This is a genomic window from Agrobacterium sp. MA01 (assembly GCF_009650195.1).
Taxonomy (GTDB): Bacteria; Pseudomonadota; Alphaproteobacteria; order Rhizobiales; family Rhizobiaceae; genus Allorhizobium.
Genome location: NZ_CP045854.1, coordinates 3,407,703 through 3,431,925 on the forward strand (window position 1 = coordinate 3,407,703; position 24,223 = coordinate 3,431,925).

A 24,223-nucleotide genomic window follows, 5' to 3' on the forward strand; every position below is an offset into this window, starting at 1 on the left:
AGAAAGACGCCGACTTGCCCCTGATCAAGGGGGCTCGACTTTTTCGTTCACAAGCGCTCAGCAGGCTTTCGGCAACCCAGGATCTCGACAGCCCTTTGAGGCTGTCCAGTCTGCCGGGTCCATTGGCCCTGCTGAGCGTGATCCTTCTGCTTTTGTCTCTCATCGTCTGGATTGCTTAGACTTCGCTGACGGTCTTTACGGCGGGTCAGCTTCGCTGGCCCCCCATGGGCTTCAGTTTACCTTGGACAGGATTGACAGCATGTGTTCGAACCTTGAGCCGGCGAGGGAAATCTGATCGAGAATGCTCTCATCGAGCTCATCGTCCATGATTTGATCGCGGTGCAAGCCTTCCGTGCTGCGCATGCGGCCCATGGTCGAGCGCAGTCGATCGGCCAGAAAAATTGCGATGGCCTTGTAAAAGCGTCCGGCAAATCCGTTATCCCGTCGCAGACGTGCGTCGATCGCGGCCTTCTCCACCGCCAGCACTCTTGCACCACCATGCGCCAGGATTGTTGCGGAGGGCGGCGATGAATCGACAAAGGACATTTCGCCCACCACCTCACCGCGACCCAGGCGGGCAACCTCGCCGACGCCCTTAATCTGCACGCCCACTTCTCCGTCCAAGACGAAGTAGAGATCTTGGGTTGCCACACCCTCGTTGATGAGAACCTCACCTTCCTTACAGGTCCTGATACGCCCCGTTCGGGCGAGCCATTCGGCATCTTCATCGTTCAACTGGCCAAGGATGTAGAGAACCTTGCGCATACCATCTCCTAGAGCAATTGCCGGCGGGCGAGGTCACTGAAGGTGCCGCCCGCGCTAATCAGGTCGTTGTAAGTGCCACTTTCGACGAGGCTGCCACGATCGAGGACGATGATCCGGTCGGCCTCTTTGATGGTGCTCAGACGATGCGCGATGACGATGCGCGTAACCTCGAGACTGGTCAGGCTGCGTGTGACGATCGCCTGGGTCCGGTTGTCCAGGGCGCTGGTTGCTTCATCGAACAGAAGGATCCGCGGTTTTCTGACCAGCGCTCGGGCAATCAGGATCCTCTGCCTTTGCCCACCCGAGATGGTCATGGCGCCGTCGTTCAGGACGGTGTGCATGCCCATCGGCATGCTCTCTATTTCTTCTGCCAGGCCCACCATTCTGGCCGCAGCCCATGCATCGGCAACGCCTAGACCGGAGGATCCGACGATGTTGTCGTAGATCGAGCCCGCGCTTAAGCCCCCATTCTGCAACACGATGCCGATCTGGGACCGGAGCGACGCAAGCTCGATCCCATGCGACGGGATACCATCATAAAAGATCTCGCCAGTATCCGGTGTCTCAAAGCCCAGGATGAGGCGCAGTAATGTGGATTTGCCACTCCCAGAAGGGCCGGTGACCGCGATGAAGTCGCCCGGCTGTATCTCAAGATCGAGGTTTTTCAGAACGAGGGGGCTATCCATGCCGTAGCGGAAACTGACATTGCGGAACACAAGATTGCCGGTGAGTTGTGGTGATGATCCCCGACTGGTCGAGGCATCATCTGGCACGGCTTTCAGCACGGGGGCTGTGCGTTCTGCCAAGGGGGCCACGCTTGCCAGATGGGTAAACGCCTCGACTGTCGCCTTCAATCCGGTCGTCATCTGCCCGAAGGCGGTCGTGAAACCGATAAAGGCTGCGGCCGTCAAAGGCTCGCGCAGCGCAGTGGAAGCGGTGCTTCCACCAGACGGCAAGAGAGCAAGCAGCGCCGTTTGCTGCTGATCAGACTTCATCAGCCACAAAAGCGTGACATAGATCATCAGCAAGGAAAGCCACGGCATCAGTGCCAGAAGTGCTGCATGCACGGACTGGATGGATCTTGACGTGGCAAAAGCCTTTCGGTGCTCAAGGCTCTTCCAGGCCCATTGGGCGAGGGCCGGTTTCTCCGCATGGGCTGCGCGCAGCTTTGTCATGCCGATCAGCAATTGAAGCACGAAACCTTGGTTCTGGCCCCGGATCGCTGCTTGGCGTCTTTCCTGTGCAAGCTGCCTGAAGGAGAGGATTGCCGAGATGACAAGAAAGAGGGCAAGGACAGCGATGCCCGTCAATGCCAGTCGCCAGTCGAGGAACACCAGCACCCCGGCACTTGCGATCACACCCATCGCGCCGAAGAGTCCAGACATGGTCGCGCCGGTGATCATCTGGCGTGCCTCTTGAATGCCCAGCACCCGTTCCGTCAAATCACCTGCGGAATAGGCCCGAAAGAAATTCACTGGAAGCCTCAGAAGGCGCTGGAAAAGCGCAGCCTGTATCGACGAATCGAGACGCGTTTCTATCCGTGCGACGCAAAGGCTGCGCATCAGTTCGAAGGCAGACTGGCCAAAGGCAAGCGCGACCAGTGACGCCAGTATGAATAGCAGATTGCCCCGGTCGCCAGCTGGCACGACATGCTGAAAAAGCATGGTGGCTGCGATCGGCGGGACCATGACCACCAAACTGGCAACCAGCGCCACGGTGATTGTGGCGACAACATCGTAGCGTGTGCCGGAAAAGCCAAACCGCATGGTTTCGAGGAGGCCTATGGGGCGATCCTCAAGCGGCGGATAGATCTGCAGCGCCCCCGTTGAAACCTCTTGCGCAAGCGGTTTGGTTACGCGACGCATACCTTCGTTCGTCACCAGCAGCCAACCGCCGCCTTTGCCCGGAACCAGGCCTGCGGGCGATCCATCCTTCAGCGTTGCGAGCATCGCAGTGCCGTCATGGTGCCACCAGTCGTGGTCGAGCATCACCTGGCGATAGTAAAGGCCCGCAGATCGCAAAAGCGGCTCGTAAGAGCCTTTGTCGCCCAGAGCCTCGAGATCCCGTCGCAGAGCTTGTGATACATCCAATCCGCTCGTCTGCATGACGGCAACAAAAACCGAAAGCCGGGCAGATGACATTTGACCGGTTTTCGGCTCCCTCAAGGTCAGCAGATCCGAAAGGCTTTTGCCAAGGCTTCGGTCCATGGCCTGACGGCGGATGTTAAGCCGATCTTCGAGCTGGGCGCCATGTTGAGCCGCCTCGCGATCTAGTTGCGACAGGACCTCGCCACCGATGAAGCAGAGGCCTTCTACCAAAATCGCGGGGTCGGGGCACTCGGCTGATACCTGCAGGGTCGCATCGGAAATGGCGGTCACCGAGGTCGTCGAGGTGATCGGCAGTTCAAGGCCAACTGGCCAGGTTCGATCGCACCAGGTCGCGGTTCCGTCCAAGGGGCGAACGAAGCAGAGTGTCCGATGAGGTGCAGAGACTGTCATGCCCTGAGGCAGATCGAACTCTCCCGTCAAGAGGATGCGATCAGTCCAGCCCTGCGGCGTCTGGCCTAGGACACCGATCATCGCCTGAACCCAAGACATGACGGCTTCCGGCGGTGGCTTTGGGGCGCCTGCCTCGCAGACCGCAAACTCCGAACCAAGAGAACCGATGGCGCACAGACGATGCTGGCCGAAAGAGACGGCTGGAAACAGATATTCACCGACCTCGATACGGAACAGATGCCGTCTGAGACCGTCTCCGCCTATCGCAAAAAGATCGGCGTAACCACGCATCAACCTGTAGAAGCGGTCGGCCTCGTCAAGAAACAGGGGTCTATTGGCGCCACCGGCAATGGTCGCTTGACGTTCAGCCATGACCCGCACCCTCAGCAATCAGCGCGGCATATTCTCCTGCAGCCGCCATCAGGGTCTCATGGTCACCGCGTTCGACGATCCGCCCGTCCTTCATGACGATGATCTCGTCACAGTCTCGGATGGTGCTGAGCCGATGGGCGATAATGATGGTCGTGCAACCGCGTGCCCGCAGGTTGTCGTCAATCCGCTTTTCCGTTGCCGGATCGAGCGCTGAGGTGGCTTCGTCGAGGATGACAATGGATGGCTCGGCGGCCAGAACGCGGGCGATTTCCAGTCTTTGGCGCTGCCCTCCCGAGAAGTTGGTACCCCCTTCATTGACCTGAGACAGGAGCTGGCCCTTACGCATGATGACGTCATCGAGAACGGCGGCATCAGAGAGTGCCCGGATAAGGCGCCGATCCGAGACGCCCGGGTCCCAAAGGCTGAGATTATCCTCGACCGTGCCTTCGAACAGGAAGATCTCCTGGTCGACATAGCCACATATCGCCGCCCGACGTGCTGGATCCAATTCGTTCAGCCCAATCCCCCCGATGGAAATCGTGCCTGACCACGGAGTGAACAGACCTGCCAGGAGGCGACCAACCGTGCTTTTGCCGCTGCCGGACCCGCCAACAAGTGCCACCCGCGCACCCGGTCTTAATGTCAGCGAGAACCCATTGACGAAGGGAGGGTCGAGAGGACTGTAGCCGAAGACCAGGTCTTCGGCCCGCAGTTCGAAACTGGCCGGTGTTGCATCTTCAGCCTCGAAGTGCGCGGCAGGCGCCCTCATAAGGTCATCGGCACGATCAATATCGGCCTTAACCATTTGTATTTGACCGGCAAGCTGCACGAGGCTGGCGATGGGGGTGTAGAAGCTGACCGCCAGGGCCTGAAAGGCAATCAGGGTTCCCAGCGAGATTGCGCCGTCCATGACACGCAGCCCGCCCAAGCCCAAAACTGCTGCGGCTGACAAGGCAGAAAGAAGCCCAGGCACGATCCCAATCAGGGCCTCCACCCTGCCCTGGCTGCTGCGCAGGCTTAAAAGCCGGGCCTGATGCCCCGCCCAGCGCTGGAATGCCTCCCGTTCCGTTGCCGATGCCTTGATGGTCTCGATAGCTCGGATCGCGCCAACCGTCGCCGCAATCAGTTTCCCCGACTGCGCCGCTTGCAGCCGGGCATTACGGGACTGAAGACGGTTTGATACGCTGAGCGTGAGGAAATAGATGCATTGCAAGAGAATGATTGCGACAGCCAGCACCGGGTCAAGCAGCAGCATGACGCCTGCGTAGACGATCATGCTCAAGAGGTTGAAAATGCTTGTTGCAAACTGTCCTGACAGAAGACTGGCCAGCTTTTCATTGGCGTCCAGCCGATTTGCCAGTTCGCCGGGATGACGCTGAGCGTAAAAGCTCATCGGAAGGCGCAGCATATGCCAGAGCATTTTCGTCGCTGGAAGAAAGGCAAGGCGGACCTCCAGCCTTGCCAACAGCATCTGTTGCAGCAGGACGAGCGCCGCCTGCGCAAGCGTGATGGTCGCCAGGAGGACAGTGAAGGGGATGATCCAGTCTGTCTGTCGGGTGGTCAATATGTCATCGACAAAGACCCGGGACAGCACCGGTAGAGCGACCCCGGGCAGGACCAGGAGACCGGATGCGATGATGATCTGCGGCAAGAGTGCCCGGGTGCCTGCGAGCCGCTCCGCTAGAGCGGAAAGAACGGATGGCTGCGCTCCTGAGGGTTCGAAGTCGGCGCCTGGTTCACACGCAATGACGACACCGGTAAATGCCTGGCGGAGCTCATCCAGAGGGATCTTGCGCCGACCAGTCGCGGGATCGTTGAGATAGGCGAAACTTGCGTTGAGACCCTCAAGAACCACGAAGTGGTTGAAGTTCCAGTGCAGGATGGCGGGCCATGGAACTTCGTGGAGTTGTTCAGGCTCTTTGCGAAACCCCTTCGCCGTCAGGCCCACTCTGCGAGCAGCCTTCAAGAGGTTGCTTGCTCTCGTGCCATCACGCGAGACACCGGCCATTTCGCGCAGTCGCTCGAGGCCGATATGCATCCCATATGACGCCAGGATCATGGCGAGACAAGCGACCCCACATTCGGTCTGTTCGATCTGCAGAATAGTCGGCACCGGCTTGCGCCGCTTGGCATGAGGTCGTGGTGCCATGTTACGCACTCGTGAGTCTGCGAAGCATGGGGACCAGGAAATCGATGGGAGCGCGCTCTTCGATCGTGACCTTGGCTTTGCCGATGGCACCATGGCTGAGCGCCTGGGCCGGGCCTGGTCCTCCAACCCAGCGATAGCCGCTCACCGCAGAAGGATCTGTATCGAGCGTTATCACCGCTGTGAAAGGTGCCCCATCTGACGAGAAACTGGAGACCAGCGTGTCGTTCTGCAGGATGGCGCGCATTCCCTCCCGGGTCGCCGGAAAATCGGAGACGGAGTGGACATGGCCGGTCAGCGTTCCCCATTGCTCGCGCGGCAGACCGGAGATTTCGATGTCGACGCGCATGCCCGGCCGCACCCGTTTGCCACTGGCCGGTGGTAAGAAAAGGCGCATTTCCAAGCCGCCATCGCCCGTTGCGATGCTTGCGACCGGTGCTCCGGACACGACAAAGGTGCCGGACGGGACCTTCCATTCGACCAGCGTTCCAGACTGAAGCGCCCGAACCTTGCCGAATTCACTCAGCGTCTGCGCGAGTTGATCCCGCTCTGCCTCAACCTTGCTGACTTCCTGATCAAGCGTGCTGATCAGACGCCGGCTCTCGGCATCCGAGGCAAAGCCTGAGGCCTCCATCTCCAGAAGGCTGGCTTCGACATTGGACAGATCCTGGGACGCAAGCTCTATCTGTTCCCGCGTTTGCTGCAAGGTTGCAACAGCAAGCGCACCCGTGGCGACCAGATTTTCCTGCCGCTTCAGTTGCGCCTGATAGGCCTCGAGGCGCTGTCGGGCGTCTCGCGACCTTCCTTCATAGGCAACACGTCGTGCTTTCGTATTGGAAAGTCTTGCCTGACGCAGCTGTTCTTCATCCAGCAATGCTTGCTGCCGGTTTGCAATCAGCGTTTCAAGGCGACGGTTCATGTCCGCCAACCGAAGCGCGATATCAGGTTGCTCGATCCGCGCGATCGTCATTTCCGGCGTGACCGCCGCACCAGCCGCCACACCTTGCGTGACAAGAGTGCCCGATGCGAGCGCGACTGTGTCGATGACGTTCCCCCCCGAAAGGAGCAATATCCCTTGTCCTTCGACACGCGAGGGAATTCGTCCAAGCACGCTCCACAGCCCAAAGAGTAAGGCAAGCGCTACGAATGCCGTGACCGCAATCCAGGTTCCTCTGGAATTGATTTGTACGGCTTCATCAAGCCGTTCAGGGGAAGCAAGCTTCTGGAGCGCTTCCTGACGAAAGAGCTTGTCAGCGCTCATCGGCCAAGTCTCCCCGCTGCATCTTCGTCATGGTGTGGCTTGCCCCTTCAGCCAAAACAGTAATTTGAGGGCTTATCGGATCTCGATTGCAAGTGCGACCAATCGGTTTCGAACAGCGAGGCCAAATCTGGGCGCAACGGAGAGATACGTCGCAGATCACTTTTCATCAGCAACCTGTCGCTTCACATTGCCGGCCAATCAGGTGCCGGGAGATATCCGGTGACCAAAGGTGCATGCTGATGATCACGGACAAGACACACAGAGGAACGTCACTGCTTGCTGACGCAGCCTCCCTACCGGCCGCCTCATGCGGCGAGGCTCGGCTCCTGTCTCTTCAAGGCAATGCCAGCCTGTTTTCTCAATTGACCTTTCCGCGCCTGCGTCCATTGATGGCGAAACTTCCGCCCCACTGGTTTGCCATTGGCACGGTCGTTGCGGGACTACCGGTAGGCCTGGCACTCGGCTTCGTGGACGATAAGGGACAGGCAGAACTGGTGTCACTGATTGTGGCAACAGCGCACCGCCGCAGGGGGCTGGGCCAGCGGCTTCTTGAAACCTGGATGGCTGATGCGCTTGGACGCGGCGCGCTCTCCATGTCCGTGCGATTTGTGGAGCGCGGACTAAGGCATAAAGCTCTTTGTGCTCTGCTGGTCCGGGCCGGCTGGACCGCGCCAGTCGAAGACGGGCTTTTCGTACTCGGAAGAGCCGGCCCAATGGTGGGGGCAGTCGGAAGCTGGGCGCCGGTCTCTGAGAAGCTGACAAAGCAATCAGTCTACAGTTTCGATCCGCTGTGCCTGACTGCCGCCGACGAACAAAGGGTCAAGGATCTGTTGGCTGTCGATGATGCTGCGCAAATGCAAGGGCCATTGCGACTGTGGCCGCGACTGGAGCCAGAAGTCAGTTGCCTGGTGCGCCGTCAGGGCGAACTGGTCGGCTGGGTACTGGCCGGCCCCTCCAGCGAGCGCTGTCAAACCTTGTCGGGCTCGGAGAGCTTGAACGGCACTCCAACCGATCCTTTGATCGAGTATTTTGAGGCCTTTCTCGATCCGAGCTATTGGCACACGGCCATCGCCGTGGGTGCCTATTTTCACTGCTACAGGAAGCAGGTTGAGCTCTTCGGCCCCCAGTCGCTGGCCCTTTACTACACCGACACCTCGCGGCCACGCATGGTCCACCTGACCCGCCGCCGCTTTGCCCCGATCGCTGACAGGGTCGAAACCATCTTGAGATCACATGGACCCTCAAGCGTATATCCCGCTCACAATTGAAAACTAGAAAGGACATGTCATGTCGATCGATGCTTTGGAAAAATTCTACGAACACGTGCGGAGCGACCAGGCCTTGGAGGCGCAGGCGACTGTGGCCTTGCAGGAAGGTGCAGACGCCGTCGTTGCCCTTGGAGAGCGCGAAGGGTTCTCGTTCACCAGCGAGGAGCTAAGCGTGGCATTGGCCCATCACGCTTCCACAAATGATGAACTGTCTGATGACGAGTTGGAACTCGTCGCAGGGGGAATCATGGCTCCGCCGAGGATCAAGCAGTCGAGCGGTCAGAAAATATCCTTCGGTTAAGGGCTTGCGCGAGTAGCACCCTTGCCATGGTGTCCGCCCCAACGCGGGGCAGGAAGACAGAACAAAACCCGGAATGCTTGGGGGAGGCAGACGTAACGTCAAGGTCTGCTTCTCCTGAGGTCTCACCCGCTGCGGTTACCTGCGCAATGCACGAAATCTATCTGATCAATCCGGCAGAAAACGCTCCGGGCTATTTTGGCCTGGAGGTTCTCGGCGCATGGACGGGTGTCAATGCGACAGCGATTGCCGATCTGGCAACCCCGACAGTCGCAGCCTTCGCCCCTGACAACTGGAAGGTGACGATCTGCGAGGAGCGTCTCGATCCTGTCGATTTCTCCCATCCGGCTCGATACGTCGGCATCACGGGAAAAGTGACCCAACAGGCCCGGATGATCGAGCTTGCGGCCGAGTTCAGACGCCGCGGCAAGATCGTGCTGATCGGGGGCTCCTATGCCTCTTTGTCGCCGGATGCCCTCAGAGAGCATTGCGACATTCTCGTCATCGGCGAGATCGAAGAGATTGCCGGAGAGCTCTTCGAAGACCTCGCCTTAGGGAAATACAAGTCCACCTATCAAGGAGGCAAGCCTGCGCTTGTCGATTCACCTGTGCCGCGCTGGGACCTTTATCCGCTCGAGCGGACCTGGTCTGCACAGGTCCAGACGTCTCGCGGGTGTCCGTTCGACTGCGAATTCTGTGACGTGATCCAGTATCTCGGGCGCAAGCAGAGATGGAAGGAGCCGGACCAGATTACCGCTGAACTCGATATCCTGCGTGATCGCGGTGTTCGCGGTGTCTTCTTCGCTGATGACAATCTGACGGTGATGCGACGACGCACCAGAGCGCTACTTGAACGGCTTCTGGACTGGAATACGCGCCCACCGGACGAGCGCCTAGCTTTCGCTACGCAGGTATCCATCGATATCAGTCGCGACCACGACATTCTCGCATTGATGCGAAATTCCGGTTTCGAAACCCTGTTTGTCGGCATCGAAACACCCAATGAACAAAGCCTCGCCGAGGCAGGCAAGCGCCAGAACCTGCGGCACGACATGATTGCTCAGGTCGAAACGATCGTTCAACATGGCATGATGGTGTATGGGGGCATCATCGTCGGCTTCGATCAGGATGGTGTCGATATCTTTGAACGGCAGTTCGACTTTATCCAGAGCATGCCTCTTCCTCTGATCAGTCCAGGAGTGCTCGTCGCGCCCGAGACAACCCCGCTTCATACGCGCTTGCTCAAAGAGGGACGCCTGACTGAAGGATCCGATCACTCAGCCTCACTTATCAGCACGAACATCATTCCAGCTCAGATGAGCAAGGAGCAATTGCGATCGGGAATGACGTGGCTTCTCAACCGATTGTTCGCACCCAGTCACTTCATGACCCGCCTTGAGCGTTATGTGGCTCTTTCCGGCGAAAGGAAGGACTTCCAGCGCCAGGCGCTTTTCGCCGGGCCAACAGCGTTGCTCGCCCGGGAGCTTGTGAAGCGAGGACCGGCTGAATACGCTCTGGTCAGGGCCTTTGACCGAGCATCTGTTGATCGTCCCGATCTGGTCGTATCACTGACCACGATTTTCTCCCTTTACTGTCAGGCCCGTCACATGCTGGAGGTTCAGGACCTGTGGCAGCCCGATCTCGCACGCTTCGAGCGGCCTGCGCTCTAGCCGATGCCTTCTCACTCCAGCCACCGTCGAGCGCAGTAAGCGAGCCACTTGAAAGGCCGGTAGCCCGCTGACGATCGCGCGCGGTCCGAAACGCCTGCTCTCCGACCGGCGACTGATGTTCCCGCTGGCCTTCCAACAAGCCTGGAGCCGATCATGATTTCCGCCGTTTTCGACAACAGACGGGGCACACTCCAGGGGGATCAGAGCATGGATTAACGGTCTTGTGAGATCCGCCCATAGCGCAAACACGCAAAACCGCGTTCAGTTTCCTGCGTCTGGATGTTTTGGTTGCGGCGGCCTGATCGCGCAGAGAATTGTGCAAACCCCCACATATGGCGCGGCATGCTCGGCCTCTCACTATAGCGTCAGCGCCGTGGTGTCGCTAGAAATCAGGGCCTTCAGCACGCCCTTCTGTGTGTGCTCGCTGTGTTCGACCATCGCCGCACGGGCAAGGTCGGGGTCACGCAGGCGCAAGACATCGACAATGTGTCGATGATCCGCGCTGGTTTCCGGATTGACGTCGCGACTAACTGCACCGAGGTAGAAGAGACGCGTGCATTCGTCGAGATGCGCGGCAACCAGTGCCAACAGCCGCGGATTGTTCGCGCCCTCGGCGATCGCCAGGTGGAAATCGCGGTTGGCCTTGACGAAGGACTGGACACTCTCGCCCTGCTGCGGGTCGTAGCGGGCTTCCGCCAGCGCTTCGAGCCGATCGAGGTCTGCAGCTGAAAGATTGAGCGCGGCCATGGCGGCGGCCGTACCTTCGGTCATCGCGCGGATCGCAAAAAGATCATTGATGTCCTTTACCGTCACGGGCGTGACCCGGTAGCCGCGCCTCGGAAAGGCTTCGATCAGTCCTTCCGCCACCAATCGACCAAGCGCTTCCCGCACCGGCGTCTTGCTCATGGCAAGCTGGTCTGCCAGCTCGAGCTCAGAAAACTCGGCCCCGGGTCTCAAAGAGCCGGAAAGCACCCGCGCACGCAGAGAAACATAAGCGGTCTCCGTCAGGGAAATTTTCTTCTGCCGGGCCGGCGAGGTATCACTTTCAACGCTGAGGCTCTGCAAGACGGCTTCTCTCCAAACTCGATGGGGTCTGTGGACCCACTCGTGGATCATAAGGCTTTACGCCCCATTCTGTCTTCCTCCACTTTTTCTGACTTCGCAAGGCGGCCGGCCTTTGACATGAGATATTTCGTAGTATACTACGATGCATATCACAGCATGACGACTTGGGAGAGCCGTCCCTGGAGGAACAGTGGCACAGATCCTGGTGATCAATCCGAACAGCTCGAAGGTAGTCACACGCTCGATGGAGGCGTGCCTGAAACCGTTCGAAGGCAATGGCCACGAAATCCGCTGCACTGAGCTCGAGGGCGCGCCTGTGGGTATCGAAACGGATGCCCATGTCGCCGAAGTCGTGCCGATGCTGATCGAAGCTGTGCAAGCGGCAAAGGCAGACGCCATCGTCATCGCATGCTTTTCGGATCCCGGCATTTCGGCCGTACGAGCCGCCACGAATGTCCCGGTCGTCGGCATTGCTGAAGCGGCGTATCTGACAGCGCTCGGGCTTGGACAGCGTTTCGGGATCGTGTCGATGGGACCGTCCTCGATTGACCGCCACAGGCGTTACCTTGAGGACCTTCAACTCGATGGCAGGCTCGCGGGCGATCGGTCGATCGACATGACCGTTGCTGAACTCATCGCCCAAGACGCTGTCATTCCTGTCACGCGCATCGCCTCCGTGCTTCGCGATAAGGATGGTGCCGAGGCAGTCATCCTCGGCTGCGCCGGCCTCGGGACTTACCGCGAGGCTTTGCAGACAGAACTGGGCTTGCCCGTCATCGACCCGGTTCAGGCCGGCGTCGCGCTTGCCTGTATGCAGGCTGAACTCGGCTATCGCAGGAGGGCGCTTTGAGCATTGATCTCATCATTCGTGGGCGGATCGTTACGCCTGAAACGACCATCTCCAATGGCTGGGTCGCGATCTCAGGCTCGATCATCCACGCAATCGGAGAAGGCGAAGCCCCTGCAGCCGCCACCGTGCACGACGCTGGAGACGCTTTCGTCCTGCCGGGGATCGTTGACGGCCAGACCCATGCGGGCAGCTATCTCGGCCTCCCCGGGATCGAACCGACGACCCGATCTGCCATTGCCGGCGGGGTCACGACCATCGTCGATATGCCTTACGACAACCCGACCCCGCTGAGCGCCAGAGAGCATCTGGACGCCAAGGTCGAAGCCGTGGAACGCTTTGCCCATTGCGATGTCGCGCTCTACGGCACGGTCATGCCCGGGCAATCCCTGAACGAAGTGCAATCGCTCGCCGATGGTGGCGTCGTTGCCTTCAAGATCTCCGCTTTCGAGAGCAGCCCCACCCGTTTTCCGAGGATCGATGCGGCCCTCGCCCTCGACCTGCTGGAAGCCCTTTCCGCAACCGACCTGCCGCTTGGATTGCACAACGAAGACCAGGAAATCGTGCGCTCACGGGTTTCGCGCGCAAGGGCCGAGGATCGAAACGGCATCACCGCGCATTCGCCGAGCCGGCCTGAAGTCGCGGAACTGGCATCAACCGTGCACTTCCTCGAACTCGCCGCGAATGCCGGCGGACATGCCCACATCGTCCATATCAGCACGCCGCGCGGCTTCAAGCTGGTCGACAATTATGCGCAAGAGGGCTTCAGGGCGACCGGCGAACTCTGTGTTCATTACCTTTGGTTCGATCCCGAACGCGACGGTGAAGAGCTCGGCGCGCGGATGAAGGTCAACCCACCCATTCGCCCCGGCCAGATCGATCGGCTCTGGCAGGAATTGATCGAGGGCCGGATTGCCTTTGTCAGCTCCGATCATTCCAGCTGGCCGATCGACAACAAGTTCACCGACAGCATCTTCGATGCCGGAGCGGGCGTACCCGGAATGGAGACGCTGCTGCCTGCCTTCTACACCGTCGCAAAACAGCGCGGCGTCGATGCTGCGCATTACAGCGCCAAATATCTCGCCGAACGCCCCGCTCGCTTCTTCGGCCTTTATCCACGCAAGGGGGCTCTCGTCCCCGGTGCCGATGCCGACATCACGATCCTCGCCGAGGGGGACGATGTCTGGGACGCGAGCCGTGCCCAGGACGGCCTCAACTGGAGCCCCTATGACGGACGGCGTTTCGCCGCCCGGGTGGCCGCAACCTATCACGCGGGCAGGCTCGCCTATGACGGCCAATCGGTCCTCAACAAGCCCGGCAGCGGACGCTATCTGCGCCGCAGCGAAAGCACATGGTTTCCGAAGGATCTCACAACATGACTGAGGCACCCACCCGGCCCGATGACGGTATCGTCGAGAAGGCCATCACCTTCTTCTACTACGTCGACCTGCCCAGAGCGTTGGACTTCTACACAGAGGTCATGGGCTTCCCGCTCGAGATCGATCAGGGCTGGTCGAAGATCCTGAGAATTGCCGAGCATGCCTATGTCGGTCTTGTCGACGAGACCCGCGGAATGCATCGCGCCAATCCGATCAAGCCCGTGCAGCTTTGCATACGCGTGCCCGATGTCGACGCCTGGCATCGCTTTCTCTCGAGCCAGAACGCGATCGGGCTGACGGAACCAAAGGACAGCGTCTCTCTCGGAATTCGAGCCTTCGTGCTGGAAGACCCGGAAGGCTACCAGATCGAGGTGCAATCCGTACTTCGGTGAAAACGCGCATGCAAACGTGTCGGCATACCAAAAAAGGGGAACTAAGAATGCTGAATCTTCGCATGAAATCCGGACGTATCGCGGCCCTTGCCGCATTCGTCCTCTTGAGCTCGACGGCCCTGGGCGGCCTGGCCCATGCCAAGGAACTGACCGTCGGCCTAACATCGGACGCCGTCAATCTCGACCCCCAGGCGGGCGAGGAGCTGTCCAGCAACATCATGTTCTACCACATCTACGATCCCCTGGTCCGCCGCAATGCCGACCTGTCGTTCGGACCAGGCCTTGCAGAGAGCTGGGAGCTCAAGGATGACACGACCTGGGTGTTCAAGCTGCGCCAGGGCGTCGAGTTCCACAATGGTGAAGACTTCAAGGCGTCCGACGTCGTCTTCACCCTGGACCGGCTGAAGAAGTCGCTGATGGCCAATCTCGGTGCCAACATCGCGTCCTTCACGGCTGTCGATGACTACACCGTCGAGATCAAGACGCCCAAGCCCTATGCGGTTCTGCCGAACGATCTGGCAGCCGTCCTGATCCTCAGCGAGAAGTATGCGAAGGAAGTGGGCGACGAGCAGCTGGACTTGAAGCCTGTCGGCACCGGCCCCTACAAGCTGGTCGAATGGATCAAGGAAGATCACATCACGCTTGCCGCCAATCCCGACTACTTCGCCGGTGCGCCGAAGATCGAAGAAGTCACGTTCCGTCCGATCACCAATGGCGCTACCCGCACGGCAGCCCTGCTGACCGGCGAAGTCGATGTCATCCAGGATCTCAACGTCCGCGACGTCGACCGCGTCAAGGCGGATGACCGCTACAAGGTCATGACCAAGCCGAGCCTGCTGAACGTCGTAGTCTCCATCGACCATCGTGAGAAGAGCCCGACCATCGCGCTCGACAAGAACCCGATGATGGATCGTCGTGTCCGTGAAGCCATGGTCCGCGCAATCGACGTCAGTGCGATCAACAAGATCATCATGAACGGCCTGTCGACCCCGTCAGAGCAATACATCCCTGCTTCCCACACGGGCTATGTCGACGGCGCAAGCTTCCGAGACATGTATCCCTTCGATCTTGAGAAGGCGGCAGCTCTCATGGCGGAGGCCGGCTACGCCGATGGCTTCACGGTGACCCTCGACACCACCAACAACCGCTATGTCAACGATCAGCAGATCGCGCAGGCGCTTGCGTCGATGCTTGGCAAGATCAAGGTCGATCTCAAGCTCAACCTGATGCCGAAGTCCAACTTCTTCGGCTACATCCGGGTCCCGAGCGACAAGTCGAGCATGATCATGAGCGGTTGGGACGTTCCCTCCGGTGACGGCGGCTCGATGTACAGCGTGATGTTCTACTCGCGCGACAAGAAGGAAGGCTATGGCCAGGTCAACCGCGGATCCTATTCCAATCCGAAGGTGGACGAATTGATCGACAAGGCCGATGCGACCTCCAAGCTTGAAGAGCGCGACGGATACCTGCAGGAAGTCACCAAGATCCTGATGGAAGACATTCCGATGATCCCGATCCACTACGAGCAGGATCTCTATGCCGCAAAGACCAATGTCGAGATGACACCGCGTGCGGACAAGTTCCTCTGGGCCTACGAGATCGACGTCAAGGAATAAGCCCCGACCCGAACGAGCGCGGGACTGTCGACCTTTAGGGAGACAGTCCCGAATTTCTCACTTCTTCATGACGGGACACTGCCTTGCTGGGTTATACGATCAAGCGGCTCCTGCAGATGGTGCTGGTACTCTTTTGCGTATCGGTCATCGTCTTCCTGATGATGAGCTTTACCGGCGATCCCGTCTTCATGGTGATCCCGATCGATTCCACCACCGCCGAGATCGAACAGGCCCGCCGTCTGCTGGGTCTCGATCGATCCCTTCTGAGCCAGTATTTCATCTTCCTCGGCAACATGCTGCAGGGCGATTTCGGGCGCTCCTATGTGTTCCGCCAGCCCGCCATGGACCTCATCCTGGAGCGTCTGCCGGCAACGATCGAGATGGTGCTCGTGGCAATCATGCTGGCGACGGTGATCGCCGTGCCGCTCGGCGTCTATGCCGGGGCCAATCCGAACAAGCCGGTGTCTCGCGGCATCATGGCGGGCTCACTGCTCGGCATTTCCCTCCCCGGGTTCTGGGTGGGCATGATGCTGATCTTCTTCTTCTCCGTCCGCTACCAGTTTCTGCCCTCCTCCGGACGCGGCGATACGGTCGAAATCCTAGGGCTGCGCATATCGATCTTCACGGCGGACGGCTGGTCGCACATCATCCTGCCATCCGTGACACTGGCGCTGGCCACCCTTGCCATCATGCTGCGCATGACCCGTGCGGGCATGATGGAGGTGATGCGGCAGGACTATATGCGGTTCGCCCGTGCCAAAGGCGCATCCCGCCAGAACATCCTGTTCAGGCACGGCCTGAAGAACGCTCTCATTCCGGTCGTCACGATCTTCGGCCTGCAGCTCGGTGATCTCATCGCCTTCGCAACGATCACCGAAACCATCTTCGCATGGCCCGGCACGGGCAAGCTGCTGATCGATTCCATCTACCGCGGCGACCGCCCCGTCATCGTCGTTTACCTGATGCTGACCGCCTTCATCTTCGTTGCCATCAATTTCATCGTCGACATCGTCTACACGCTGATCGACCCCCGCATTACCGCGAAGTGAGGATCGCATGACCGGGTTCTTCTCTTCAGAATTCTTCTTTCACTACCGCCGAAACCTGCCGGCCGTCTTCGGAAGCGCACTGCTCGCCTTCTTCGCCCTGCTTGCGACATTCGGGCCGCTGCTTGTCGCCCAGGATCCCTATGACGTATCCCAGCTGGAGCTGATGGACAGCTTCAAGCCGCCGGTATGGCTGGAGGGTGGTGATAGCAGGTATCTGCTCGGGACAGATGGGCAGGGTCGCGACGTGCTCGCATCCATAGTTTATGGCGCGCGGATCTCCGCCTTCATCGGCCTCGCCGCCATGATCTTCTCCTGCGTGATCGGGACGGCACTCGGGCTGATCTCCGGCTACTACGGCGGCATGGTGGACAGCATCATCATGCGCATCGCAGACATTCAGCTGTCGTTTCCCTCGATGCTGATCGCGCTCTTCCTCATGTCGGCCTTCGGGACGGGCATCGGCATGGTTCTGATCGCGCTCACCGCCGTCGGCTGGGTGGTTTACGCCCGTACCGTTCGCGGATCGACATTGAGCGAGATCCAGAAGGAATACATCCAGGCAGCCAAGGTGGCCGGTCTTGGAAACGGCGAGATCATCCTGCGCCACGTGCTGCCGAACGTCATGACGCCGCTCATCGTGGTTGCCACGATCCAGGTTGGTACCTTCATTCTGATCGAAGCCTCGCTCAGTTTCCTTGGCGTCGGCGTCCCCATCACCGAGCCCTCGCTCGGCCTTCTCGTCAAGGAGGGCTTCGACGTCCTGTTCTCGGGCATCTGGTGGACCTCTGCCTTTCCCGGGCTGTTCATCATGTTCCTCGTCTTCGGCATCAACCTGTTCGGCGATTTCCTGCGGGACGAACTCAATCCGCGGCTGAGATGACGAGGGAGACAGCGACCATGGGTGAAGCACTTCTCGAAGTCCGGGATTTAAAGACACATTTCCATACCTTCGGCGGCGTGGTGAAAGCCGTCGACGGCGTCAGCTTCGACGTCCGCCCGGGCGAGGTGGTCGGCCTTGTCGGCGAGTCCGGCGGCGGGAAATCCGTGATCGGATTTTCCATTCTCGGCCTCATTGACCCACCCGGACGGATCGAGGCAGGCAGCATTGTCTTTGCCGGCGAAGATCTGACGCGCAAGAGCGAGGACCAGATGCGCGCTGTGCGCGGTGGCCAGATCGCCATGGTGTTCCAGGACCCCATGACGTCTCTCAACCCGGTCTATACGGTCGGGCGCCAGATGGACGAAATGCTGCGCCTGCATACCGACCTAGACCAGAAGGCACGACGTGCTCGCTGCATCGAGATGCTCGAAGATGTCGGCATCTCGGAGGCCGCCAGTCGCCTCGACGCCTATCCGCACCAGTTCTCGGGCGGCATGCGCCAGCGCGTTGTCATCGCCATTGCGCTTCTCGCCGGTTCCCGCCTGATCATCGCGGACGAACCCACCACGGCCCTCGATGTCACCGTCCAGGCCCAGATCTTGAAGCTGATGCGCCGCCAGATCGTCGATCGCGGGGCCGCCATGATCCTCGTGACCCACGATCTCGCGGTTGTCTCCGAGATGGCGGACCGGGTGGTCGTGCTTTATTGCGGCAAGGTCGTCGAGCGGGGACTCACGAGCGAGATCATCCAGTCCCCTGCCCATCCCTATACGCGCGGGCTCCTCGACAGCATTCCCAAGATCACCGATCGCCGGGAACGTCTCAGCCAGATACCCGGCACCGTGCCGGACATCCGCACGCTCGGTCAGGGATGCAGCTTCAAGGACCGGTGCTTCCGGGCCCAGGCCATCTGCTCGGCAGAAACGCCGGCTCTTGCCCCCGTACGCGGCTCGCTCGATGCAGCCTGCCACTTCCCGCTGGAGGAGACGGCGTTATGACGACCCCAGTGCTTGAGGTCCGAGGTCTGGTCAAAGCCTTCCCCGTGGGGGGGCTTTTCGATCGGCTACAGTTCGGAAAGGGAAAGCTTCTCGCTCCCCAGAAACAATTGCGGGCGGTCAACGGTGTCGACCTGTCGATTGCACCGGGCGAGGTCATGGCGCTGGTAGGCGAATCCGGCTGCGGCAAGTCGACCGTTGCTAAGACGATTGCCCGGATCTACGAGCCGACCGCAGGCGAAATCCGGATCGACGGGGAAGACATTTCCCGCATGCAGTTTCGAGAAATGCGCCCGATCCGCCGCAAGCTGCAGATGATCTTCCAGGACCCTTATGCCTCCCTCGACCCGCGGCAGCGGGTCAGGGACATCGTGATGGAGCCGAGGCGCGCTCAGGCCGGGGGCAAGCTCAGCCGACGCGAACTCCATGACGAGGCCATCGCGCTGCTGGCGAAGGTCGGCCTCAATGCCGAACAGGCTGGACGCTACCCGCATCAGTTTTCCGGAGGTCAGCGGCAGCGGATCGGCATCGCACGCGCATTGTCGGTCCGGCCAAAAATCATCATCGCCGACGAGCCCGTCTCGGCGCTCGACGTCTCGATCCAGGCGCAGATCCTCAACCTGATGATGGACCTGCGCGACGAGTTCGGCCTCTCCTATCTCTTCGTCTCGCACGACCTCTCGGTGGTTCACCACATAGCCGACCGGATCGGGGTCATGTATCTCGGCTTCATGGTGGAGACGGCCAGCCGCGACCAGTTGTTCAGCCAGCCGAAACACCCCTACACGCAGGTTCTGCTTTCGGCCGCGCCGACCATCGACAAGTCGCTGGCAAAACCGAAGATCGAGATCGTCGGCGAAGTGCCAAGCGCACTGCGCCTGCCCTCCGGCTGCTGTTTCAGGACCCGCTGCCCCATGGCATTCGATCGATGCGCGGTCGACCGTCCGGTGTTGACGCCCCAGCCGGATGGCAGCGCCGTTGCATGCCACCTCCATGATCGGAACGATGCCGAAAGGAAAAGCCAGTGAGTTCGCCCGTCGTCATTGTTCAACCGCGCCTTGCCCTCGAAGACCCGCATGACTGCACCGATGCGAATGACATGCTGGCCCTCTTCGACGCCCTGTTCGACGGGCTTGTGCGCTATGGAAAGGATGGTGGCTACGTGCCAGCACTCGCAAGCTCCTGGGATGTCACACCGGATGCGCGACACTGGATATTCAGGCTGAGGGAAGGCTTGAGCTTTCACGATGGCAGCCCCTGCGATGCGGCCGCCGTCTGCCAATCGCTGATACGCATGGCCCGCCCTGACAAAGGCTACACGCTCGGCGCGCCCGGGGTCTGGCATCAGTATCTCGGAGACGCGGAGATCGAGGCAGTCGATCCCCTGACAGTCGCCATCCGCCTGTCGAAGCCGATCGCCGATCTCCTCGACATCCTGGTTTACGGCTACGTGGTCGCTCCCTCGGCACTGGACCGCTACGAGGCGGGAGACACGTCGCAGCCGGTCGGCACAGGGCCGTACCACCTGGTTTCCTACGAACCCGGCCATGCCCTGCACCTCCAGCGTTTCGATAGCTGGCATGGCGAGCGACCAGCCAATGCCGAACTGACGTTCCGCCTGGAACCAAACCGGGAAGCGCGGCTGGAGATGCTGATCTCCGGTCAGGCGCAGTTGGCAAACAGCCTCGATTTCGAAGCATCCAAGGCGCTCGAGGACACAGGCCAGCATACGCGGGTCACATCGCTCGTCCCCGTCGCCATCATCTATCTCTTCAATGCCTTCAGGGGGCCGCTGACCGATAGCCGCGTCCGCCGCGCTCTCAATCTGGCGATTGACCGCCAGGCCCTGATCGATCGGGTGGTGAGAGGTGCAGCAAAGCCACTGACCGGCTTCGTCAGCCCCGTGCATTTCGGCAGCCAGCCATCGGAAGATCTGCGCCCTGACCGGGATCAGGCAAAAAAGCTGCTTGCCGAGGCCGGCTTTGCCGAAGGCCTGACCATCGAGGTCGACTGCCCGACACGCCTTCCCGATGAAGCCGAGGCACTGACGGCCGCTCTTGCGGAGCAGCTTGCCCCAATTGGTGTGACGCTGAACGTTCACCGCCACACAGACCGCGAAGCCTATGCGCATGGTGTCCGCCTGAAGCAGGTGCGCGACATGTGCGTCTTCGATTCAAGCCCCTTGAGCACCTTCCGCATCCTAGCCGAGAAGATCGATCACAGAGCCCAAGGCTCCTGGTGGCTGGGCTTTCACAATGCCGAGGCCGAAGACTTGCTCGACGCGGGGCGGGCAACTGTTGATCCACGTGAACGTGCGGAGATCTTCGAGAAGGCCTTCCGCGCGCTGCAAGTGGATCCCCCATGGCTCTATCTCTACAATCCGCTAAGGGTGACAGGCCTGTCCGGGTCGTGGCCGGACTGGAGCATGCGACAGGATTGCGTGCTCGACGTAACGCGGCTCCCTGACTTCCAGTCCGGGAAGAAAGCACCATGAGGCGCGTCGATCTGATCATCAGCGGCGGAACCATCCTCACCATGGACGGCAGTCGCCGCGTTCTCGACAAGGGTGCGCTGGCAGTTCTCGACGATCGTATCGTCGCGGTCGGGCATGAGGAAGAGATCGCCAGAGAATACCAGGCCGAGCGCAACATCGACGCCCAAGGCAAGGTAGTGATGCCCGGCATGATCGACGTCCATGCCCATGCCGGCCACGGTCTGATCAAGACCATGGGCATGGAGCAAGGCAATCACTGGGAAGAGATCTGCAACGCTGCCTATACTGTCGGCTCGACACCGGAATTCTGGTTCGCAGAGGCGCGGCTCGCAGCCCTCGAACGCCTGCGCTTCGGCGTCACCACCGGCGTTTCGCTTCTCGGTGGCGGCGACACGATCATGCGGACGGATAATGTCGCCTATGGAAGCGCCCACTGCGAGGGCGTCGCTGAAATCGGTACGCGCTCGGTCGTCGCCGTCGGACCGACCCGCCCTCCGCATCCGCGAACCTATGCATCGTGGCACGACGGCAAGGCGTCAGAACGGCCTGTAACCTTCGAGGAGCAGTTTGCCGTCAGCCGGAAACTGCTTGATCTGTGGCACGGGCGCGGACGCCTGAAGATCGCCTTGCTCGCCCCCGTCCTGCGTGACGAACATCAGCGCGACATGTCGGCTGCAGACTATGAGGCCGCAGTTACGCAGACCCAGGCCGTGCGGGCACTCTCGCGGGAAGCGGGCGTGGTGTTCACCCAGGATGGCCACTGGAAGGGCTCCGTCTCCCGCGCCGAAAAGCTCGGTATCCTCGGACCGGATGCGCTCCTGTCCCACGCCATCGACATCACGCCTGAAGAAATCCGGATCATTGCCGATACCGGCACCCGCATCGCCCATAACCCCAGCGCCATTGCCTCCATCCTCGGCCGGTGCCCGGCGATCGAACTGATCGAGGCTGGTGCTGTGGTGGCCATCGGCTCCGATGCAACTGCGCCAGACCGATCGGCGGACATGTTCCGGCACATGCAGCAATGCATGCACTATCACCGCACGCATTTTCGCGATCCCTCGGTCCTGCCTCCGGGCAAGGCCCTCGAAATGGTGACGATCGATGCAGCGACAGCCCTGGGGCTCGATCGGGACCTTGGCTCCCTTGATGTCGGCAAGAAAGCCGATATCGTGGTGGTGGACATGCAGCGCCCTCACCTCGCGCCCTACCAGATGCCGATCTTCCGCCTTGCCTACTTCGCCAACGGCAATGACGTCGACACCGTTGTGATCGACGGGCAGATCCTGCTCGAAGGCGGCCGCCCTCTGCTGACCGACCTCGATGAGGTCGTCGCAGAAGCCGACAGGCAAGCCCGGTTGCTGATGGAGCGCATGGGGCTCGAAAACATGATTGGCCAACCCGAAGGCTTCTTTGGCCATGCACGATATCCGAAACATCAAGGAGACAGCCAATGATGAGGCTGAATGAAGAGGCAAAAGGCGTCTACGTCATAGCCCTCACCCCTTTCACGGAGACGGGTGATCTCGATCTGGAAAGCACGGACCGCATGGTCGATTTCTACCTCGAGCGCGGCGCAACGGGACTGACCGTGCTTGGGATGATGGGCGAAGCGCAAAAGCTGACCATCGAGGAATCGCAGACCTATGTCCGCCGTATCCTTCGAAGGGTCGATGGCCGCGTGCCGGTTGTGGCGGGCGTCTCTGCTGCGGGCTTTGCCCAGATGCAGGCCCTGACCTTGATGGTCATGGATGACGGCGCGGCAGGTGTGATGATCGCTCCGCCCTCGTCCCTGCGCAACGATCAGCAGATCGTCACCTACTACAAGCAGGCGGCGGAGTTCATCGACGATACGCCTTTCGTGCTGCAGGATTTCCCGCTCGTCACGAGCGTCACCATCCCCGTCTCCGTCATCCAGACGATCATCGATCAGATCCCGACCTGCGTCTGCCTCAAACACGAGGACTGGCCCGGTCTTTCCAAGATTACCGCACTAAGGACCGCCTCGGAGACGACCGGCAAGAGGCGCATATCAATCCTGTGCGGCAATGGCGGCGTCTTCCTGCCCGAGGAGATGGCGCGCGGGGCAGACGGCGCAATGACAGGCTTTGCCTATCCAGAGATGATGCGCGACGTCGTTCACTATAGCGAGCAGGGAAATCCGGAGCGCGCGCAGGACATCTTCGACGCTTATCTTCCCCTCGCGCGCTACGAACAGCAACCGGGCCTCGGCCTAGCCATCCGGAAATACATCATGGCGAAACGCGGCGCGATCGCTACGCCGGCACTGCGCAAACCGGGGGGAGCCCTGTCTCCCGCCGATATCAGCGAGATCGAGCGCCTCATCGCGCGCCAGGACAGACGATTGAAGGAACTCGGCTGATGGAACTCGGCTTGAAAAACAAAACCGCTCTCGTGCTGGGTGCAAGCCGCGGACTGGGTGCCGCGATCGCCCGAGGGCTCGCGGAAGAAGGGGTGACAGTCCATGCCGCCGCCCGCAACACCTCGGCCATCTCGGCATGGGCTTCCGAGCTCGCACCAACGTCAGGTACCGTCATCCCGCTCCAGCTCGACCTCTCCGATATCGACAGCGTGAATAAAGCCGTCCAGTCGCTCGTAGCAGATGGGGGGGTCGACATCCTCGTCAACAATTCTGGCGGCCCGCCACCGGCCGCAGCCGTCGATGCGAAACGGACGGACTGGCTCAATCATTTCGAGACGATGGCCGCCAACATCTTCCATCTGACCACCAGTCTTCTGCCTGGCATGCGGGAAAAGCGCTGGGGTCGGATCATATCGATCGCCTCCTCCGGCGTAGAGCAGCCGATCGCACGGCTGGCGCTGTCCAATGGCATTCGCTCGGCCCTGATCGGCTGGTCGAAAACACTCGCTGCGGAAGTGGCCGCGGAAGGCGTGACTGTAAACGTGATTCTTCCGGGGCGCATTCACACACAAAGGGTGGACGAACTCGACGCAGCCGCAGCCAGCCGCTCAGCCAAGAGTGTCGAGGAGGTCGCCGCCGAATCCGCAGCCGGCATTCCGGCGGGACGCTATGGCCGGCCGGAGGAATTTGCCGCCGTTGCCATCTTCCTGGCCTCCGAGCCAGCCTCCTATGTTACGGGAAGCAAGATCCGCGTGGATGGTGGTGCCATCAGATCCGTCTGAAGCAGACTTAAGCAAAACGGGCGGACATACACTATGTCCGTCCGAAACTTACTCGTCCACGGC

The 24,223-nt window shown here is 60.4% G+C and carries 20 protein-coding genes; 15 read left to right on the forward strand and 5 right to left on the reverse strand.

What is annotated here, in order from left to right; translation table 11 throughout:
- Positions 1-231: 231 nt before the first annotated feature.
- Genes GH983_RS16445 through GH983_RS16460 form a run of 4 tightly spaced genes read right to left on the reverse strand, consistent with a single transcriptional unit; the run spans position 232 to position 7,042 of the window.
- A complete protein-coding gene (locus GH983_RS16445) occupies positions 232-765 on the reverse strand; it encodes a cyclic nucleotide-binding domain-containing protein (RefSeq protein ID WP_069043152.1) in 534 nt (177 codons plus the stop codon).
- Positions 766-773: 8 nt separating this feature from the next.
- The gene (locus GH983_RS16450; protein WP_153762962.1) at positions 774-3,635 is read right to left on the reverse strand and encodes an NHLP bacteriocin export ABC transporter permease/ATPase subunit; all 2,862 of its coding nucleotides are present in this window, start codon (positions 3,633-3,635) and stop codon (positions 774-776) included.
- Positions 3,628-5,784, reverse strand: coding sequence for an NHLP family bacteriocin export ABC transporter peptidase/permease/ATPase subunit (locus GH983_RS16455; RefSeq protein WP_153762963.1), 2,157 nt, complete (start codon positions 5,782-5,784; stop codon positions 3,628-3,630). Before GH983_RS16455 ends, GH983_RS16450 begins: the two co-directional genes overlap by 8 nt.
- A gap of 1 nt (position 5,785) precedes the next feature.
- Positions 5,786-7,042 carry an NHLP bacteriocin system secretion protein gene (locus GH983_RS16460; protein WP_153762964.1) on the reverse strand — a complete coding sequence of 419 codons (1,257 nt, stop codon included), beginning with the start codon at positions 7,040-7,042 and terminating at the stop codon, positions 5,786-5,788.
- Between the two features lie 233 nt (positions 7,043-7,275).
- Between GH983_RS16460 and GH983_RS16465 the strand changes: the two genes are divergently transcribed.
- The 3 genes from GH983_RS16465 (at position 7,276) to GH983_RS16475 (ending at position 10,278) form a co-directional block, all read left to right on the forward strand.
- Positions 7,276-8,310 (forward strand): GNAT family N-acetyltransferase, encoded by a 1,035-nt coding sequence (locus tag GH983_RS16465; protein WP_153762965.1) that lies wholly within the window; start codon positions 7,276-7,278, stop codon positions 8,308-8,310.
- Positions 8,311-8,329: 19 nt separating this feature from the next.
- Positions 8,330-8,611 (forward strand): Nif11-like leader peptide family RiPP precursor, encoded by a 282-nt coding sequence (locus GH983_RS16470; RefSeq protein WP_153762966.1) that lies wholly within the window; start codon positions 8,330-8,332, stop codon positions 8,609-8,611.
- A gap of 146 nt (positions 8,612-8,757) precedes the next feature.
- On the forward strand, positions 8,758-10,278 hold the full coding sequence (locus GH983_RS16475) for a radical SAM protein (RefSeq protein ID WP_194842732.1): 1,521 nt from the start codon (positions 8,758-8,760) through the stop codon (positions 10,276-10,278).
- Positions 10,279-10,635: 357 nt separating this feature from the next.
- On the opposite strand, the gene GH983_RS16480 is transcribed toward GH983_RS16475, so the two are convergent.
- Positions 10,636-11,343, reverse strand: coding sequence for a GntR family transcriptional regulator (locus GH983_RS16480; protein ID WP_153762968.1), 708 nt, complete (start codon positions 11,341-11,343; stop codon positions 10,636-10,638).
- Positions 11,344-11,533: 190 nt separating this feature from the next.
- On the opposite strand from GH983_RS16480, the gene GH983_RS16485 reads away from it, so the two are divergent.
- The 12 genes from GH983_RS16485 (at position 11,534) to GH983_RS16540 (ending at position 24,160) form a co-directional block, all read left to right on the forward strand.
- Positions 11,534-12,193, forward strand: a complete 660-nt coding sequence (locus GH983_RS16485) for an aspartate/glutamate racemase family protein (RefSeq protein WP_054147689.1) — start codon at positions 11,534-11,536, stop codon at positions 12,191-12,193.
- On the forward strand, positions 12,190-13,569 hold the full coding sequence (locus GH983_RS16490; RefSeq protein WP_153762969.1) for a dihydroorotase family protein: 1,380 nt from the start codon (positions 12,190-12,192) through the stop codon (positions 13,567-13,569). The genes GH983_RS16485 and GH983_RS16490 overlap by 4 nt, the downstream gene beginning before the upstream one ends.
- Complete coding sequence (locus GH983_RS16495) at positions 13,566-13,961, forward strand: VOC family protein (RefSeq protein ID WP_054147687.1); 396 nt, start codon at positions 13,566-13,568, stop codon at positions 13,959-13,961. The genes GH983_RS16490 and GH983_RS16495 overlap by 4 nt, the downstream gene beginning before the upstream one ends.
- 47 nt (positions 13,962-14,008) lie before the next feature.
- Positions 14,009-15,577, forward strand: coding sequence for an ABC transporter substrate-binding protein (locus GH983_RS16500; protein WP_153762970.1), 1,569 nt, complete (start codon positions 14,009-14,011; stop codon positions 15,575-15,577).
- 83 nt (positions 15,578-15,660) lie between these two features.
- On the forward strand, positions 15,661-16,626 hold the full coding sequence (locus GH983_RS16505; protein WP_153762971.1) for an ABC transporter permease: 966 nt from the start codon (positions 15,661-15,663) through the stop codon (positions 16,624-16,626).
- Between the two features lie 7 nt (positions 16,627-16,633).
- Positions 16,634-17,506 (forward strand): ABC transporter permease, encoded by an 873-nt coding sequence (locus tag GH983_RS16510; protein ID WP_153762972.1) that lies wholly within the window; start codon positions 16,634-16,636, stop codon positions 17,504-17,506.
- A gap of 17 nt (positions 17,507-17,523) precedes the next feature.
- Complete coding sequence (locus GH983_RS16515; protein ID WP_153762973.1) at positions 17,524-18,504, forward strand: ABC transporter ATP-binding protein; 981 nt, start codon at positions 17,524-17,526, stop codon at positions 18,502-18,504.
- A complete protein-coding gene (locus tag GH983_RS16520) occupies positions 18,501-19,529 on the forward strand; it encodes an ABC transporter ATP-binding protein (RefSeq protein ID WP_153762974.1) in 1,029 nt (342 codons plus the stop codon). The genes GH983_RS16515 and GH983_RS16520 overlap by 4 nt, the downstream gene beginning before the upstream one ends.
- Positions 19,526-20,995, forward strand: a complete 1,470-nt coding sequence (locus tag GH983_RS16525) for an ABC transporter substrate-binding protein (protein WP_153762975.1) — start codon at positions 19,526-19,528, stop codon at positions 20,993-20,995. The genes GH983_RS16520 and GH983_RS16525 overlap by 4 nt, the downstream gene beginning before the upstream one ends.
- Positions 20,992-22,452, forward strand: a complete 1,461-nt coding sequence (locus tag GH983_RS16530) for an amidohydrolase family protein (RefSeq protein ID WP_153762976.1) — start codon at positions 20,992-20,994, stop codon at positions 22,450-22,452. The genes GH983_RS16525 and GH983_RS16530 overlap by 4 nt, the downstream gene beginning before the upstream one ends.
- The gene (locus GH983_RS16535) at positions 22,449-23,378 is read left to right on the forward strand and encodes a dihydrodipicolinate synthase family protein (protein WP_153762977.1); all 930 of its coding nucleotides are present in this window, start codon (positions 22,449-22,451) and stop codon (positions 23,376-23,378) included. Before GH983_RS16530 ends, GH983_RS16535 begins: the two co-directional genes overlap by 4 nt.
- Positions 23,378-24,160 (forward strand): SDR family oxidoreductase, encoded by a 783-nt coding sequence (locus tag GH983_RS16540; RefSeq protein ID WP_153762978.1) that lies wholly within the window; start codon positions 23,378-23,380, stop codon positions 24,158-24,160. The genes GH983_RS16535 and GH983_RS16540 overlap by 1 nt, the downstream gene beginning before the upstream one ends.
- Positions 24,161-24,223: the final 63 nt, after the last annotated feature.

Coding starts and splice junctions, on each gene's coding strand:
- GH983_RS16520 (WP_153762974.1), top strand. CDS start 18,501: ATGACGACCCCAGTGCTTGAGGTCCGAGGTCTGGTCAAAGCCTTCCCC.
- GH983_RS16465 (WP_153762965.1), top strand. CDS start 7,276: ATGCTGATGATCACGGACAAGACACACAGAGGAACGTCACTGCTTGCT.
- GH983_RS16530 (WP_153762976.1), top strand. CDS start 20,992: ATGAGGCGCGTCGATCTGATCATCAGCGGCGGAACCATCCTCACCATG.
- GH983_RS16445 (WP_069043152.1), bottom strand. CDS start 765: ATGCGCAAGGTTCTCTACATCCTTGGCCAGTTGAACGATGAAGATGCC.
- GH983_RS16540 (WP_153762978.1), top strand. CDS start 23,378: ATGGAACTCGGCTTGAAAAACAAAACCGCTCTCGTGCTGGGTGCAAGC.
- GH983_RS16500 (WP_153762970.1), top strand. CDS start 14,009: ATGCTGAATCTTCGCATGAAATCCGGACGTATCGCGGCCCTTGCCGCA.
- GH983_RS16460 (WP_153762964.1), bottom strand. CDS start 7,042: ATGAGCGCTGACAAGCTCTTTCGTCAGGAAGCGCTCCAGAAGCTTGCT.
- GH983_RS16475 (WP_194842732.1), top strand. CDS start 8,758: ATGCACGAAATCTATCTGATCAATCCGGCAGAAAACGCTCCGGGCTAT.
- GH983_RS16450 (WP_153762962.1), bottom strand. CDS start 3,635: ATGGCTGAACGTCAAGCGACCATTGCCGGTGGCGCCAATAGACCCCTG.
- GH983_RS16515 (WP_153762973.1), top strand. CDS start 17,524: ATGGGTGAAGCACTTCTCGAAGTCCGGGATTTAAAGACACATTTCCAT.
- GH983_RS16535 (WP_153762977.1), top strand. CDS start 22,449: ATGATGAGGCTGAATGAAGAGGCAAAAGGCGTCTACGTCATAGCCCTC.
- GH983_RS16495 (WP_054147687.1), top strand. CDS start 13,566: ATGACTGAGGCACCCACCCGGCCCGATGACGGTATCGTCGAGAAGGCC.
- GH983_RS16510 (WP_153762972.1), top strand. CDS start 16,634: ATGACCGGGTTCTTCTCTTCAGAATTCTTCTTTCACTACCGCCGAAAC.
- GH983_RS16470 (WP_153762966.1), top strand. CDS start 8,330: ATGTCGATCGATGCTTTGGAAAAATTCTACGAACACGTGCGGAGCGAC.
- GH983_RS16455 (WP_153762963.1), bottom strand. CDS start 5,784: ATGGCACCACGACCTCATGCCAAGCGGCGCAAGCCGGTGCCGACTATT.